The 15,996-nt window shown below is 53.0% G+C and carries 11 protein-coding genes; 10 read left to right on the top strand and 1 reads right to left on the bottom strand.

What is annotated here, in order from left to right; all coding sequences use genetic code 11:
* Nucleotides 1-94: 94 nt before the first annotated feature.
* On the top strand, nt 95-1,897 hold the full coding sequence (gene soxB, locus M7R55_RS08885; RefSeq protein WP_298220061.1) for a thiosulfohydrolase SoxB: 1,803 nt from the start codon (nt 95-97) through the stop codon (nt 1,895-1,897).
* A gap of 81 nt (nt 1,898-1,978) precedes the next feature.
* Here soxB and M7R55_RS08880 read toward each other — a convergent pair whose 3' ends face one another.
* A complete protein-coding gene (locus M7R55_RS08880) occupies nt 1,979-2,512 on the bottom strand; it encodes an asparaginase domain-containing protein (protein WP_298220060.1) in 534 nt (177 codons plus the stop codon).
* Nucleotides 2,513-2,818: 306 nt separating this feature from the next.
* On the opposite strand from M7R55_RS08880, the gene M7R55_RS08875 reads away from it, so the two are divergent.
* From M7R55_RS08875 to M7R55_RS08835, 9 genes are all read left to right on the top strand, one after another.
* A complete protein-coding gene (locus M7R55_RS08875; RefSeq protein ID WP_298220059.1) occupies nt 2,819-3,067 on the top strand; it encodes a hypothetical protein in 249 nt (82 codons plus the stop codon).
* Between the two features lie 161 nt (nt 3,068-3,228).
* Entirely contained in the window at nt 3,229-4,059 is an 831-nt protein-coding gene (locus M7R55_RS08870) for an SDR family oxidoreductase (protein ID WP_298220058.1), read from the top strand.
* 206 nt (nt 4,060-4,265) lie between these two features.
* A complete protein-coding gene (locus tag M7R55_RS08865) occupies nt 4,266-7,289 on the top strand; it encodes a GAF domain-containing protein (RefSeq protein ID WP_298220057.1) in 3,024 nt (1,007 codons plus the stop codon).
* Nucleotides 7,290-7,391: 102 nt separating this feature from the next.
* Nucleotides 7,392-8,183, top strand: coding sequence for an ABC transporter permease (locus M7R55_RS08860; protein ID WP_298220056.1), 792 nt, complete (start codon nt 7,392-7,394; stop codon nt 8,181-8,183).
* Between the two features lie 4 nt (nt 8,184-8,187).
* Nucleotides 8,188-8,922 carry an ABC transporter ATP-binding protein gene (locus M7R55_RS08855; protein ID WP_298220055.1) on the top strand — a complete coding sequence of 245 codons (735 nt, stop codon included), beginning with the start codon at nt 8,188-8,190 and terminating at the stop codon, nt 8,920-8,922.
* Nucleotides 8,922-10,361 carry a mannose-1-phosphate guanylyltransferase/mannose-6-phosphate isomerase gene (locus M7R55_RS08850; RefSeq protein ID WP_298220054.1) on the top strand — a complete coding sequence of 480 codons (1,440 nt, stop codon included), beginning with the start codon at nt 8,922-8,924 and terminating at the stop codon, nt 10,359-10,361. The genes M7R55_RS08855 and M7R55_RS08850 overlap by 1 nt, the downstream gene beginning before the upstream one ends.
* 1 nt (nt 10,362) lies before the next feature.
* Complete coding sequence (locus M7R55_RS08845) at nt 10,363-11,745, top strand: phosphomannomutase (RefSeq protein WP_298220062.1); 1,383 nt, start codon at nt 10,363-10,365, stop codon at nt 11,743-11,745.
* Between the two features lie 170 nt (nt 11,746-11,915).
* Nucleotides 11,916-13,211: a class I SAM-dependent methyltransferase gene (locus M7R55_RS08840; protein ID WP_298220053.1), complete on the top strand. Its 1,296-nt coding sequence runs from the start codon at nt 11,916-11,918 to the stop codon at nt 13,209-13,211.
* The coding region (locus M7R55_RS08835; RefSeq protein WP_298220052.1) for a glycosyltransferase at nt 13,211-15,996 on the top strand (2,786 nt) is incomplete at its 3' end. The genes M7R55_RS08840 and M7R55_RS08835, both read left to right, overlap by 1 nt.

The following is a 15,996-nucleotide window of genomic DNA, read 5'->3' as shown; positions in this document are numbered from 1 at the left end:
GGTCTCTGGCGATATTAATAATGGTTCGCTTCAGACAAACCTGTTCTGCACTGCGCGTGCGCACTTAAAAAAATCCAATAACGGAGATCAACGAATGAATTTATCTCGTCGGGAATTCCTGCAAATGCTCGCAGCAGCATCGGCAGCCGGTATCAACCTGGAAACCGCCCAGGCGGGCACGGGCAACCAAACCGTTGCCAATACCGTCAAGGCGAACCGTGCCTCTGGCAACATGTACGAAGTGCCCAAATTCGGTAACGTGCACATCCTGCATTACACCGACATTCACGCGCAGTTGGATCCTGTCTATTTCCGTGAGCCAAGTATCAACCTGGGTATTGGCTCCATGAAAGGCAACCCGCCTCACCTGGTTGGTGAAGCATTCCTGAAGCACTTCGGACTCAAGCCGAACACGCCTGAAGCGCATGCCTTCACCTGCCTTAACTATGTTGAGGCCGCCAAGAAATACGGCAAGGTTGGCGGTTACGCACACCTGCTGACCCTCGTTAAGCACATGAAGGCCCAGCGTCCAGGCGCTCTGGTTCTTGATGGTGGTGATAACTGGCAAGGTACCGGCCTTGCGCTGTGGACCAACGCACAATGCCAGATCGATGCGCAGAAACTGTTCGGCCTCGATGCCTTTACTTCCCACTGGGAAGCCACGTATGGCAAAGACCGCATGATGGATGGCATCAAGCAGCTTGAAGCCGCTGGCAACATGACATTCGTTGCTCAGAACATCCGTAGCGAAGATTTCGAAGATCGCGTATTCAAGCCCTACATCATTCGCGAACAGAATGGCGTCAAGGTGGCGATTGTCGGTCAGGCATTCCCGTACACACCCATTGCCAACCCACGTTGGATGACCGAAGGCTGGACATTCGGTATCAACCCGGAAGACATGCAGGATGTCGTCAACAAGGCGCGTAAAGAAGGTGCCGAGTGCGTCGTTGTACTGTCGCACAACGGCATGGACGTTGACTTGAAGCTGGCTTCACAGGTTTCTGGCATCGACGCCATTATGGGCGGTCACACCCACGATGCGGTTCCGCACCCGACAATCGTCAAGAACCCTGGCGGCAAGACCATCGTGACCAACGCCGGTTCAAACAGCAAGTTCCTCGGCGTACTCGACATGGACTTCAAGAACGGCAAATTGCAGGACTTCAAATACCACTTGCTGCCAGTATTCGCTGACTTCATCGAACCCGATAAGGAAATGGCAGCATTGATCAAGAAGATGACCAACCAGGACGTCACCTTCCAGGGCAAAACCTTCAACGCTAAGAAGCGACTGGATGAAGTCGTTGCTACCAACGAAGGTCTGCTGTACCGCCGCGGTAACTTCACCGGTTCCTGGGATCAGCTGATCTGCCAGGCCATCATTGACGCCAACGATTGCCAAATCTCCTTCTCTCCGGGGGTTCGCTGGGGTACTTCTCTTGTTCCGGGCGAGCCGATCAAATATGGCGACCTGATGACCGAAGTGGGCTTGACCTACCCGAACGTGACCGTGAATGAGTTCACCGGCGAGCAAATCAAAGGCATTCTCGAAGACGTGTGCGACAATATTTTCAACGAAGACCCGTACTATCAGCAAGGTGGCGACATGGTCCGTATTGGCGGCATGACGTACGCCTGTGCGCCGAACGAAGTCAAAGGCAAGCGCATTTCCGAGATGTCACTCGATGGCAAGCCGCTGGATCCCAATAAGAAATACAAGGTTGCCGGCTGGGCGTCTGTGCAAAAACCGGGTGAAATCCCGGGCGATACCGGCAAGATGATCTGGGATCAGGTCGAGACTTGGTTGCGCGATAAGAAGCACATCAAACCAGTTAAGATCAACGAGCCGCGTTTGATCGGTGTGAAGGGTAATCCAGGTCTGAGCTCCTGCTAAGCCTGAGACGCATGGTTTTAGCGTTGAGTTGAAGCCATCGTGCCTGATTGATAAGCCCCGCTTTTGCGGGGCTTTTGCCGTTTATGACGGCTGAAAAATGCCCAAGCTGCGATTTTTTCGATATTGACTGTAGGGGAGTACTCGTCCGTGCATGGCGATGTACACCCCTGGGTGTGGTGATGCTGCGGCAAATCCGAGCGTCATGCCCAGGTGCAGAGATGCTTCAATCGGATCAATCTGTGCAGGACGCATGGCACCTGTCATGATAATAACTCGATTCAATTCGGCCTCGTCGAGGAAAAGGGCGGTTTCATGCATCGTGTCAGTGCCATGAATGATGATGATGGGTGCCGCATTCAACGAAGGGGGTAAGTTGCGAATGGTCTCGCAGACTGAAGTGCGGTCATCCTGTGTCATATCCAGACTGTCCTTGTGAACCACCCCGATCAGATGCAGATCAAGATTCGACGCCGCTGAATGCAATAGATCTTCAATAGTTCGCTCATCGTTCGCGACGGTCAGGAGACCGGTCAACGGCTGGTATCGTTTATTGAAAGTGCCGCCAGTGTTGATGATGACAACAGGAAATGATGATTGACTGTTCGGTGTTGACATGTCTCTAGCTCGGTCGGTTGTGTCGAAAATGGGGCATCTGATTGAATGTATGGCGTGTTCTTCTGAGTGTAGGTCTTGGATGTGGCGGAGCAATCGCGCATGTCCAAAGTATTTTCCAATCCCTAAATGAGTCTGAAGCGTAGTTGAGAGAATACACTGTCAACTGGATTTCAGAGGCCATTCATGGATCGTTTTGAATAGTCTTTGGTGGGCCTTTTGGAGCTGGTTGGAGCTGGTCCGCTGCCCTCTTGCCCTGATCCTTCAACCAGCCCCGGATGCGTCGGCTGACGTAGAGGGATGCTTCTGATGGCTGCGATCAATCAACGTCATCAACCCCAGCGCCTCGTCAGAGACCGATTTTGGTATTTGATTGCACGTCGAGCATGGCTCTGGGTAGTCGAAGGGGGTAAAACCAGGTCTTGGGATCTGGGCGGTTTGTTGTTGGCGCTGATTGGTATTCGCTTGTCATTTTCGCGTCAAAAATGCCTGACCCGGTTGCGCGTGCACATGCCAGAAGCGCACAGAGTAATGGACGAGGAGGTAGGTGGCCGCTGACAGGAACTCGAAAAGTGGTCTACATTACCCCTCTGATTAATCAGAAAGTGGCTCAGGGCATCCGGTCGGTGTTTTATGTTGGTCTCATCTTATTAGGTGGCTGCGCCATTTGGATGGGTCGCTTCTGGTAGGTTTTCCCTTCAGCTCATCGAGGAATTGGTATGACTCAGCAAAATCCATCGGTTCAGAATTCATCCATACAAAATATGCCGATAAAGAACGTTTCCCAGGCACCCGCACGATTTTCTCGTGTGGCTGTTGTGACCGGCGCGACCTCGGGTATTGGTGAGGCGACCGTACGGAAATTCATTCAGAGCGGATACGGCGTGATCGGCAATGCCCGCAGTGCCGAGAAGCTCAAAGCATTGGCGGTTGAATTGGGTGATGGCTTTTTTGGTGTGGCCGGAGACGCGGGTGAAGCCTCGGTGGTCGATCAGCTTCTGGATGCCGCGCAAGCGTATTTCGCGCGCCCGGCGGATATTGTCGTGGTCAATGCCGGGCGTGGATTGGGTGGTCTGCTGACCGAAGTCGATCTGGCGGAGTACGAACAAGTATTCAAGCTCAATGTGTTGGGTGCTGCTTTGTTGATGCAGAAGGCGGCGCAGGCGCTGGTTGAGAAGCAGGCAGCGGATTTCCCTCGGCAAGCGGCCGATATCGTCGTGATCGGCTCGGTCGTTGGGCGCAATATTTCGCCGTTCAGTGCCGTCTATGGTTCGACCAAGTTCGCCGTGCAGGCGCTGGCCGAAGGGTTGCGGCGTGAGGTGGGCAAGCATGGCGTTCGGGTGACGGTGATCGAGCCGGGCATTGTCGTCAGCGGTTTTCAGGATGCCGCGGGCTACGACGATCATCTGGTGGATAAATTCAATACAGATTTCGGGCCATTGCTGTATGGCGAGGATATTGCCAATGCCATCGATTTTGTGGTTTCTCAGTCACCCCACATTCACATCAACGAGTTGATGATTCGCCCGACACGGCAGGATTATCCTTGATTTTCGGGGTGTTTCCGGCACGGCGTTCCCGGCGAGGTTTTTCAGGAGAAGCAAGGTCTGGATCAAATTGAATGCCTTAGTAAGTAAATTGGTTATGATGAGGCGGTTGAGTTGACTCTTTGGTCTTTGAATGAAGATCACAAAAGACCGATTGCTCCGCGAATTCAGTCGTGCAGCGCATTGATAACAAGGAATCGTCCTGATTCATGACTACCCCCGCAGAAGCTTTTCTCGATCTATCCATGTCCGTTCTGCGGGATCTCGTGGCGGGTCAATCGCCGAGGGATCTGGCTGAGCGCGTCTGCCTTCGGGTCGAGCAGATGTGTCCGGGAAAGATCGCCAGCATCATGTGGGCCGAGGGTGGCGGCGAGAAACTCTACGTGTTTGCCGCACCCAGCGTACCCCAGGGGTTGATCGAGGCACTCAATGGGTTGACGCCCGGTGCGCAGGCCGGTTCATGTGGACATGCGGCGCATGGTGGCGAGCCTGCTCTGGTTTGCGATATCGATACGGACGCACGCTGGGATGATTTGCGCCCCATCGCGCAGCAGTGGCAGCTGCGGTCCTGCTGGTCCTACCCTGTATTTCATAACGATCACCTGCTCGGCACCTTTGCCTTATCTGCAATGACCTCTGCCACACCGACGGAAGAAGATATCCTGCTGCTCGAGTTTGCAGCAACGCTCGTTGGTGCCCTGCTGCATCACGCCAATCAGGCCGTTGAGCGTCAGCGACTGACCGACCAGAAAAACCGTCTGATCGATTTTCATCACATGCTGGCGAAGGTGAGCCAGAAAATTGCCTCGGCAGAGAATGAGCAGGAATTGTTTCAGCCCCTCTGTGATCTTGCCGTGCGCTACGCACATCTGAAGCTGGTCATGCTTGCTCGCCCGGATGACACACTTAAGTTCCGATTTTTAGCGGCTTCCGGGGCGACTGGCTTTATCGACGATCTATTTGTTTCTGCCGATCCGAATCTGCCGGAGGGGCTAGGGACAATGGGGCGAACCTGGCGCGAGGGCTGCGATCATTTCAATACCTCTTTTGAAAAAACAGAATTTTTGCGACCGTGGCAGGCGAGGGCGCAGCAGTTCGGCTTGAAGTCGACCGCCACGCTGCCTGTTTTGCGCGGCGGTAAAATATTCGCCGTACTTGCGGTGTATCACGCTGAGCCCGATGTCTTTGATGGGCCATTGCAGGATGTACTTCGCGAACTGGCATTGAGCATCTCGCGTGGTCTGGACCGGCTGGATGCCCGGAAGCTGCAAAACGCTTTGTTCAACAACGCGCTGGTCGGCGTGTTTCTGGTTAAGGATCGGGTGGTCAAAAGCTGTAATCCTCAGGCAGCTCACATGTTTGGATACACGCTTGATGAAATGGCGGGGATGCCGGTTCGGGATTTTTTTGTCAGCGATATTGAATATGCGCGCCTCGACAAGGTGTTTTCCAAAATGACCAAATCCCATGCCGTGCAACGGCAATCGGTGGCTTGTGTGCGCCGGGACGGGCGTGTCGTGACATGTGATGTATCGGGTCGGCTGTTTACCGACAACGAGGGAATACATAGCGTCTGGACCGTTCTAGATGCGACCGAGCGTGAGGCGCAAGCGCAACGTCTGCATCGTATTGCCGGTTTTCGGGAGCTGCTGGCCGAGCTCAATCAGTTCAGTGCCAATCCGGCCACCATGCAGCACGTCACAGACCATGATTTGTACAAATTCGTTTGCGGAGCCTTGAGTAAGAACAACGCTCTGAAACTGGCCTGGATCGGTTCGCCTCAGCAGAATGGGAGCGATTTTAATGTTCTGGCAACCTCAGGTGAGGTGAATTGGCATTCGGAATGTCTCTCCATTCAGGGTGAGCAACCGTTGTCTTCCAGCCAATTGGGAAAAGAGCACCCGGCTCAGCGATGCTGGCGCGAAAATCAAACCCTATTCCTTTCGTATGAGCGTCCATCGACAGACGATAGTGGCGGAGGGCCTGTTGCACGGAGTATTGTCTCCTTGCCGATTCGTATTGGCGGTGCACTTTCGACTGTGCTCACGGTATGTGGCCATAGCGAAGACGTGCTCGACCAGGACGCTATTTCATTTTTTGAAAACCTCGTACTAAGCATCGAGCGTGGCTTGCAGAACATCCGGCAGCGTAACCAGATCATGCGCTTGCAAGGGTTGTATCGTGCGCTTATGCAGCAGGCAGACGTCGTGCTGCGTGCACAAACTGTGCCCGATATGCTCGTGGGTACCTGCGAAAAGCTTGTTCACGAAACTCCTTTTAATGCCATCTACTTGAGGAAACCAAATGCCGATGGCGTCATGGATGTCCTCGCGTCTACCGGTAGTGGCGCTGAAGAGTTACCAGGCGTCATCTCAGTGGTTGCCGAAAGCGCGCGGGATCAACTCATCGTACGGGCATGGCTGACCCAGAAGACGGCAATTGAAAATGACTTGCTGGGTAACGTGCGGCTTGATGGATACCATTCGTTTCTTAGAGCGCATCGGTGGCATTCTGCGTTGGTCACACCCGTAAGACGAGGCGGCGAGATGTGGGCAGTCATGGGATTTGTTTCCGAGGAGCATGATGTATTCGATCCTCAAACCGTCGAGCTGTGCGAACGGGTGGCCGAATTGCTGGGGCGTGGTTTGGATGAATTGGACAACAAACAACGCCTTGTGACCTTGCAGTCGGAAGAAGCCTACCGAGCCCGACACGATCGCCTGACTGATCTGCCCAACCGCTTCGCCCTGGAACACTATTTACCTCAAGCACTCGCACGGGCCAGAAACGATGGCCGGGTGCTGGTGCTTGGCATGATGGATCTGGATGATTTCAAACCCGTCAACGATCAGTTTGGGCATGAAACGGGCGATCGACTTTTGAGGGAGTTGGCGGGGCGCTTGCGATCTCGTCTGCGCGCACAGGATTTCCTTGTGCGCCTGGGAGGGGATGAGTTTGTAGTCGTCATTGGTGATATTGACCCGGATCATGTCATTACTCACTTGCAGTTAGCACTCAGCCGCCTGCATGAAGCGGTTGAAGAAGGCTTTCAGGTGGCGCCAGATAGGTTGGCAACGGTAGGTTTGTCCGGTGGGTTTGCTCTGTATCCGCAGGACGGTAAGGATGGCGATACCCTACTGCGCAAGGCCGATGCCACCATGTATCGCTCTAAAACACGTAAATCCACACGTGATCAATGGTGGCAGTTATTCGTTCAGGAAGAGGGCGTCTGACTTTGTTGTTTCTATTCCACTTAAGATTCTGATTTTGGTTTTTGGTTTATCGCCCCAGCATAAACCGCTATCATGCCGTCTTTCGTTCAATAAGAATCCAGTATGAATACCCGTTCTGGTGATACCCGATCCGATATCGTTCGCGCGTTAGCCAATATGCCTGCCGCGTTGTTTCTCTCCTGGAGTGACACCAAGGCACGCTACAAGCGCAGCATGCTGGGGCCCTTTTGGCTTACTTTGGGCACGGCTATCGGTGTTGGTGGCTTGGGTTTTGTCTGGAGTACCTTGTTCAAGATGGACAAGGCGCAGTTCATCCCGTTGCTCACCGTGGGTTTGATTCTTTGGGGATTTATCGCCGGGATCATTACCGAAAGCAGTCAAGTATTCATTCAGAACGCGCAGCTTATTCGTAATGTGCAGCTGCCGATGTTTTTTCACCCGTTGAAACTCATCTTGCGGCATTTGATCAATCTGGCGCATAACGCAGTCGTGATTGTGATCGTGTTCCTCATCTACCCGCCGGAATGGCATTGGAGCGCATGTTTGGCGTTGCCTGCCTTTTTGCTTACTGTGCTCAACTTAAGTTGGATGAGTCTGTTTATCGGCATGTTTGCCGCCCGTTATCGCGATACCGAAACTGCCATTGCCAACTTTATGCCTCTGCTGTTCTTTATGTCGCCGGTGCTATTCAAGGCCGAACAGTTGGGCGTGGGTAGCTGGGTAATCTGGGTGAACCCGTTCAGTTACTTCATCACTGCTGTACGCGATCCGCTTTTGGGGCATACCAGCCCTTGGTTCGTTTGGCCGGTGCTGTTGGGGATGACGGTGATCGGCTGGCTCGTGACCCTCTGGCTGTTCCACGCCCGCCGCACCCGCATCCCGTATTGGATTTAGCGCCATGGCGCATTTAATTTTCGAGCATGTATCGATCCGATACCCCATCTACAACGCGCGCGCGCAATCGTTGCGGCATCAGTTCATGCGGATTGCCACGGGTGGGAAAATCGCCGCAGAGGCAGGGCAAACCGTCGCGGTTACCGCACTGGATGGTGTCAGCTTTGAATTGAAAAGCGGCGATTCGATTGGATTGATCGGCCACAACGGCGCCGGTAAAAGCACGTTGTTGCGCACCATGGCGGGCATCTATACCCCGGATCGCGGGCGAGTGATCCGCGAAGGGCGCACGGCTACGGTGCTTGAGATTGGCTCTGGCATGGACCCCGAACTCTCCGGCTATGAGAACATTCTGCGGATGGGCATGCTCATGGGTATCCCGCTCAAGGAAATGCGCACCAAAATCCCCGAGATCGAGGAATTCACCGAGTTGGGCGATTTCTTAAACCTGCCCGTGCGTACCTATTCGTCTGGTATGACCATGCGGCTCATGTTTGCCGTAGCCACCAGCGGCCAGCCGGAAATTCTGCTGGTCGATGAAATGTTCGGCACGGGCGATGCCGGGTTTCAGGAAAAAGCTAAAGCTCGCATGCGTGATTTGATCGCCAAGGCCGAGATTTTTGTGTTTGCCTCGCATGATCACGCGCTTCTGGGTGAGTTATGTGATCGGGTATTTGAATTGAGCCATGGCAAAATGACCCTAGCGTCAGAATTTAATGAAAGTTGGGAAGCAATCTGATGATCTATCCGTTCATATTAAGTGGCGGGGCTGGTACGCGTTTGTGGCCTGCCTCACGCAAGGCATTCCCAAAGCCGTTCATGCCGTTGGTCGATGGGCAGACCCTGTTCGATAAAACGATTGAACGGATCAAGCAGATTCCTTCAGTCGCCCCGTTGACGGTAATCACGAACGAGTCTTTGCGGTTTCTTACTGCGGATGCACTGCGCGGCTCCTCAGCTGAACGGCCGCGTTTATTGCTGGAACCTACCGGCAAAAATACGGCTGTAGCCATCGCCTTGGCCGCGCTGGATCTACAAGTTCGTGCAGGCTCAGATGCGCTGATGCTCGTATTGCCAGCCGATCATCTGATTGCTGACGTTGGCGCATTTTCCGGGGCCGTTCAGGTGGCGAAAAACGTCGCTAATCAAAATTGGCTGGTTACCTTTGGAATTGCGCCGCAATCACCTGAAACCGGTTTCGGTTATATCGAACGAGATGCAGAGCCACTCGCCCTTGAAGAAGGTGTCGCCGCTTATCGCGTGCGCCAGTTTGTTGAAAAACCGGATCGTGAAACGGCTCAAGCGTATTTAGATTCTGGCCGGTATTCCTGGAACGGTGGCATGTTCTGCTTCAAGGTCAGCACGATCCTCGCCGAGTTCGAACGCCATGCGCCCGAGTTGCTCGCGGCTTGCCAAATCGCGGTTGAGCACGCCAATCAGATCCATGTGGCTGGCATGGACATGGTGGAATTCCAGCCAGAGGATTTTGAACGCATGGCGGATATCTCCATCGATTACGCCATCATGGAGCGCTCCGAGCGTGTGGCCGTTGTCGCCGCCGATATGGGCTGGTCCGACATTGGTTCCTGGACGGCTTTTGCCGATGCGTCGCCTTCCGATGCCGAGGGCAATGTGTTTGATGGCGAAGTCGTCGCCATCAATACCCATAACTGTCTCGTCCGTAGCCCACATCGCCTCGTGGCGACCGTAGGTATCGATAACCTGATTGTGGTCGATACGCCCGACGCGCTGCTGATCGCACACAAGGATCACGCGCAAGATGTGCGCGAAGTCGTGGCCGAACTCAAGGCTCGCGGACATGAAAGCCACCTTCTACATCAAACCGTGCATCGCCCCTGGGGAACCTACACGGTGCTGGAAGAGGGTGAGCGTTTCAAAATGAAGCGCATCGAAGTCAAACCCGGTGCCACACTTTCATTACAAATGCACCATCACCGCAGTGAGCATTGGATTGTCGTCAACGGCATGGCGCGCGTCACCAATGGCGACAAGGTTTTTTTATTGAATACCAATGAATCCACCTTCATACCCGCTGGGCATATGCACCGCCTGGAAAATCCCGGCGTGATTAACCTCGTCATGATCGAAGTGCAAAGCGGCGATTACCTGGGTGAAGACGACATCGTCCGCGCAGAAGACCACTATGGGCGTTGCTGATATGGACTTGAGTTGCTTTAAAGCCTACGACATTCGCGGCCAAGTGCCCGCGCAGCTGGATGCCGAACTCGCCTATCTCATCGGGCGGGCGTTTGTGGATGAAATCAATCCCGGTACCGTCGTCGTCGGATATGACGTGCGTCTCGAAAGCCCCATGCTGGCCGAAGCGCTGATGCGCGGCATAACCGAGGCGGGCGCTGATGTCATCGACATCGGCCTGTGTGGCACCGAAGAAGTCTATTTCCAGACCTTCCACTGCGAGGCGCAAGGCGTGGGCGGCGGCATCATGGTCACAGCCAGCCATAACCCCAAAGGCTACAACGGCATGAAGCTCGTGCGCGAAGGCGCGCGCCCGGTGAGTGGCGACACCGGCCTGTTCGCCATCCGCGACCGTGCTGCTTTACTCCCCTCCCCCCTAGCGGGGGAGGGGCTGGGGGAGAGGGGAATTGGTTATCACGGCAAAATCACCACCGACACCAACAAAGCCGCCTACATCCAACACCTGCTCGGCTACATAGACCACCGCGCCCTCAAACCGCTCAAAATCGTCGCCGATCCCGGCAATGGCGGTGCCGGGCCAGTCATGCGGCTGCTGGAAAAACATCTGCCCTTCGATATTCACTACATTCACGAACAGCCCGACGGCAACTTCCCAAACGGCGTACCCAACCCGCTCTTGCCCGAAATGCGAAGTGCCACATCACAGGCAGTGATCGAGCAAGGCGCCGACATCGGTATCGCCTGGGATGGCGACTTTGATCGCTGCTTTTTGTTCGATGCCAAAGGGCGATTCATCGAAGGTTATTACCTGGTTGGTTTGTTGGCCGAAACCCTGCTGGCCAAATATCCGGGTGAAAAAATCATTCACGACCCACGCCTGACCTGGAACACAATTGAGCAAGTCAAGCAAGTTGGCGGCATCCCCATCCAGTCCAAAACCGGCCACGCCTTCATCAAGCAAATCATGCGCGAGCAAGATGCCATTTACGGCGGCGAGATGAGCGCGCATCACTACTTCCGCGATTTTGCCTATTGCGATTCCGGCATGATCCCTTGGCTACTCATCACCGAACTCATGAGCAAAACCGGTAAAACGCTTGCCGAATTGGTCGATGAACGCATGGCCGCCTATCCCTGCAGCGGCGAAATCAATTATCGCGTCGACGATGTGCAGGGCACCATTGACCGTGTATTGGCACACTTCTCCCCGATGAACCCCAAAATGGACCGCACTGACGGGGTAAGTGTGGAATTCGACGATTGGCGGTTTAATTTGAGAGGTTCGAATACGGAGCCATTGCTGCGACTGAATGTGGAAGCTCGCCGAAACTCAGGATTGGTCAATGAGAAAGTTTTGGCCTTGGAAGTATTAATACACGGCTAGACACCAAGTTAATTATTGATCCCGCCCAATTTATTCATGAGATCTTTTACTCACACCCTTTCGAAGATCCTTGCTTCGTTAGGCTCAACACGAATGGCTCTCAAGTCTTATTTCGGTTTAAATCGTGCTGGAGCAATAGGTATTCGGCCTTCAAGATCAGGATGTAATTTATGAGTGACCTGAATTTTTACCGCGCATTTGAAGATAGACACCGTGGTTCACGATCTCTGATTAAAGAACGTTTACAGGTTTATGTACCTTTCTTGGTGTCATTGCTCAAAATATATCCGCAGAGTCCAGTGATTGATTTAGGCTGTGGCCGTGGCGAGTGGCTAGAGTTGGTCAATGAATATGGGTTTGTAGCTTATGGCGTTGATATGGATGACGGGATGCTGGCATCCTGTCATGAGTTGGGTTTGCACGCCGAAAATAAAGATCTTATTGCCGCATTGCGTGATTTGCCGGATGAAAGCCAAACGGTGGTTTCTGCTTTTCACGTGGTGGAACACATTCCCTTTGAAACCCTGATGGAATTGGTGCGTGAAGCATTTCGGGTGCTAAAACCCGCAGGTCTGTTGATTCTTGAAACACCTAATCCGGAAAATATTTCGGTAGGTACTACGAATTTCTACCTCGATCCGACTCATGAGCGTCCGATACCACCCGCATTACTTTCCTTTTTACCCGAGTACACGGGGTTTTATCGCACTAAAGTTTTACGGTTGCAGGAACCAGAATCGCTGAGAGAGAAAACGGATGTTGTTTTGATGGATGTCTTAGCTGGGGTCAGCCCAGATTATTCGGTTGTTGCCCAAAAATCGGGAAGGCAATCTGAGATTGATCTATTTAATCCTGATTTTGAATTTGAATATGGCCTGAATCTTGGCAATTTGGCCAGCCGCTATGATGCGTCGCTTGCAACACGGTTCTCTGAGATTGAATCACTAAGCCGCTCTGCATTAACGCAAGCCAATATCGCGATCGAGCAAGCTGCGCATGCCGAGGCTCAAGCTGCGCATGCCAACGAACGTGCCAATCACGCTGAAGCTCATGCCCAAGTTATTAATCAACACTATCAAGCCGTCGTTTGTAGTCGATCGTGGAAGCTGACTAAATCATTGCGGCTTGCGGGCAAATTCGCCCGCTGGTTCGTGCGTGGAAGCATTGCCTGGTTAACCTTTAAGCCGGGTAGCCGTCCGCGCCGGATGATTCGCTCCGCTCTGATCAAAACCATGGCCACCGTTCAAACCCGCCCCCGCTTAAAACGATTTGTACTTAAGGTATTAAATCGGTTTCCGCGTCTTAAGCAGCGTTTATGGAGCATTCGTTTTCAAAACACCCCAATATCGCTGCCTATTGCAACACCAACTATCCAACCGCACGAAGCTGATCTATCGCCCCGCGCGCGACAAATCTACCTGGACCTGAAAACAGCCATGGAAAAACACAACAAGGAGGGCGTTTGATGCGGATTGTGATTGATATGCAAGGCGCGCAAGCATCTAATCGCCTTCGAGGTATTGGCCGCTACTCGCTCTCACTTGCTTTGGCTATGGCGCGTAACCGGGGTGACCATGATCTACATATTGCGCTGAACGGGCTGTTTCAAAACACTATCGAGCCTATTCGAGAAGCATTCAATGGCCTGATTCCAAAAGAAAATATCCATGTATGGCAGGCCGTTGGTCCGGTCGCTGAGCTTGACACAAATAACGCCGCGCGCCGCCGGTCGGCTCAACTAATGCGTGAAGCCTTTCTGGCCAGTCTTAAACCGGATGTGGTGCATGTCACCAGTTTATTCGAGGGATTGGTTGATGATGCCATCACCAGTATTGCTCTTTTTGGTCAGGACATTCCTACTGCCGTTACACTCTATGACTTAATCCCCTACATCCACCCTAAGCCCTACCTTGAAAACCCAACCGTGGAAAAATGGTATCAGGCAAAAATTGAGCATCTGCGCCGCGCCCATCTGTGGCTTGCTATTTCGGATTCATCTCGCCGCGAAGGTATTAAACATCTCGGCCTACCCGAAGAGTGGGTCATCAATATATCCAGTGACGTGGACGCTCACTTTAAGCCAATGGAAATTTCTCCCGATGAAGAGCAAAGCATCAGGCAGAAATATGGCTTGCCCCGGCCTTTCGTGATGTACACGGGCGGAATTGACTACCCCAATAACATAGAGGGCTTGATTCGCGCCTATGCCAGGTTGCCGCAACAACTTCGCAGAGATCATCAGTTAGCTATCGTGTGTTCCGTGCAGCCTGAACAGAGGGCCATGCTGGAGCGCCTAGCCAAGGAGCAGGGCCTTGATAACGGTGAACTGGCACTCACGGGCTTTGTTCCAGATGAAGATTTGCTTGCGCTTTATAATCTTTGCGCATTGTTTGTGTTTCCCACATGGCACGAGGGCTTTGGTTTACCCGCGCTTGAGGCGATGCGTTGCGGTGCGCCGGTGATTGGTGCGAACACGTCGAGTATTCCGGAGGTCATTGGTTGGCAAGAGGCACTTTTTGACCCCCATTCTGACGAGGGAATGACTGCAGCGATTCAGCGTGGCCTCACGGATGAAGGTTTTCGTAACCAACTGGTTCGCCACAGCCAAACTCAGGCTGAACATTTTTCTTGGGATGAAAGCGCTCGACGCGCCTTAGATGCCATGCAACGCCTTCATTCAAACATGAAGCCTCAGAATGCCGAAACCAATCAAAACCTCGCGCAACGGTACCGACCAAAGCTGGCCTATATATCGCCGTTGCCGCCGGAACGATCGGGTATTGCCGACTACAGTGCTGAATTGCTCCCAGCGTTGGCAAATTTTTATGAAATTGAAGTGATTGTTGACCAGACAGACGTCAAGGATCGCTGGATCAAGGAACACTGCCCCATACGCTCCGTGAACTGGTTTAAAGAAAATCATCACCAATTCGACAGGGTCATGTACCACTTCGGCAACTCTCACTTTCACCAACACATGTTCCCTTTGCTGGATAGTGTTCCGGGGGTGGTTGTATTGCATGACTTTTTCCTTTCGCACCTCCAGGCTTACCGCGATATGCATGGTGTCGCACCACATGCTTGGGCTCAGGCTTTATATTCAAGCCATGGTTATCATGCGGTCAAGGATCGCTACACGGCCAGCGATACTGCGGATGTCGTTTGGCATTATCCGGCCAATTTGCCGGCACTACAGCGTGCACATGGTGTCATCGTTCATGGTGTGTATTCACAGAAACTTGCGACTCAGTGGTATGGCCCTAATGCTGCGGCGGACTGGCGTGTCATCCCGCACCTGCGTGTTCCCGCTGAGCCTTTAAATCGGGGGGCAATACGCCATCAACTGGGGTTCGAGCCTGATGACCTGATCATCTGCTCTTTTGGTCTGCTGGGCCCCACCAAGCTAAACCATCGGCTACTGCAAGCCTTTTTGTCCTCCCCGCTGATTGGCAACCCCAAGGTGCAGCTTGTATTTGTGGGTGAAAACCACAGTGGAGAATACGGCCAAGACTTGCTCCAAACCATTAGCGGCAGTGAATACGCCAAGCGAATTCGCATCACGGGATGGACGGATACGGAAACCTTCCGTGCTTATCTCGCAACCTCTGACATTGCAGTTCAGTTACGCACATTATCGCGCGGGGAAACATCCGGCACGGTTCTGGACTGCATGAATTATGGTTTGCCTACCATTGTTAACACACATGGCAGCATGGCTGACTTGGATGAAAATGGCGTATGGATGTTGCCAGACGACTTTGATGACGAGGATTTAGTTGCTGCCCTGACCACACTTGCGAATGACCGCGAATTAAGACAACAACTGGGTTCTAAAGCTCTGGCTATTGTGCGCACCAAACACGCGCCACAAGCCTGCGCCCAAATGTACTTTGAAGCTATTGAGCAAAGTTATGATCATGCTCAATTAGGATTGCCTGGTCTTCTTTCAGAAATAGCAAAAAACCATATGCAGGATCAAAAACTTGCGTCACTGGCATCCTGCCTAGCCGAGAACTTCCCACCATCGCCACTAAAAAAACAATTGTTAGTCGATATCTCAGCGTTGGTGATATCCGATCTTAAGACAGGCATTCAGCGTCTCGTGCGCTCTATTTTGAAGGAATGGTTGGAGAACCCTCCGCAAGGATTCCGGGTGGAGCCCGTCTATGCCACCGAACATTCACGGGGTTACCACTATGCACGCCGGTTTACCAGTCGTTTTTTGGGAATGCCAGACGACTGGGCGCAGGA

Source organism: Halothiobacillus sp., from assembly GCF_027346185.1.
GTDB lineage: Bacteria > Pseudomonadota > Gammaproteobacteria > Halothiobacillales > Halothiobacillaceae > Halothiobacillus.
Note: the sequence above shows the minus strand (reverse complement) of the source record. Positions and strands in the feature narration are given on the sequence as shown.

Coding starts and splice junctions, on each gene's coding strand:
- soxB (WP_298220061.1), top strand. CDS start 95: ATGAATTTATCTCGTCGGGAATTCCTGCAAATGCTCGCAGCAGCATCG.
- M7R55_RS08880 (WP_298220060.1), bottom strand. CDS start 2,512: ATGTCAACACCGAACAGTCAATCATCATTTCCTGTTGTCATCATCAAC.
- M7R55_RS08875 (WP_298220059.1), top strand. CDS start 2,819: ATGGCTGCGATCAATCAACGTCATCAACCCCAGCGCCTCGTCAGAGAC.
- M7R55_RS08870 (WP_298220058.1), top strand. CDS start 3,229: ATGACTCAGCAAAATCCATCGGTTCAGAATTCATCCATACAAAATATG.
- M7R55_RS08865 (WP_298220057.1), top strand. CDS start 4,266: ATGACTACCCCCGCAGAAGCTTTTCTCGATCTATCCATGTCCGTTCTG.
- M7R55_RS08860 (WP_298220056.1), top strand. CDS start 7,392: ATGAATACCCGTTCTGGTGATACCCGATCCGATATCGTTCGCGCGTTA.
- M7R55_RS08855 (WP_298220055.1), top strand. CDS start 8,188: ATGGCGCATTTAATTTTCGAGCATGTATCGATCCGATACCCCATCTAC.
- M7R55_RS08850 (WP_298220054.1), top strand. CDS start 8,922: ATGATCTATCCGTTCATATTAAGTGGCGGGGCTGGTACGCGTTTGTGG.
- M7R55_RS08845 (WP_298220062.1), top strand. CDS start 10,363: ATGGACTTGAGTTGCTTTAAAGCCTACGACATTCGCGGCCAAGTGCCC.
- M7R55_RS08840 (WP_298220053.1), top strand. CDS start 11,916: ATGAGTGACCTGAATTTTTACCGCGCATTTGAAGATAGACACCGTGGT.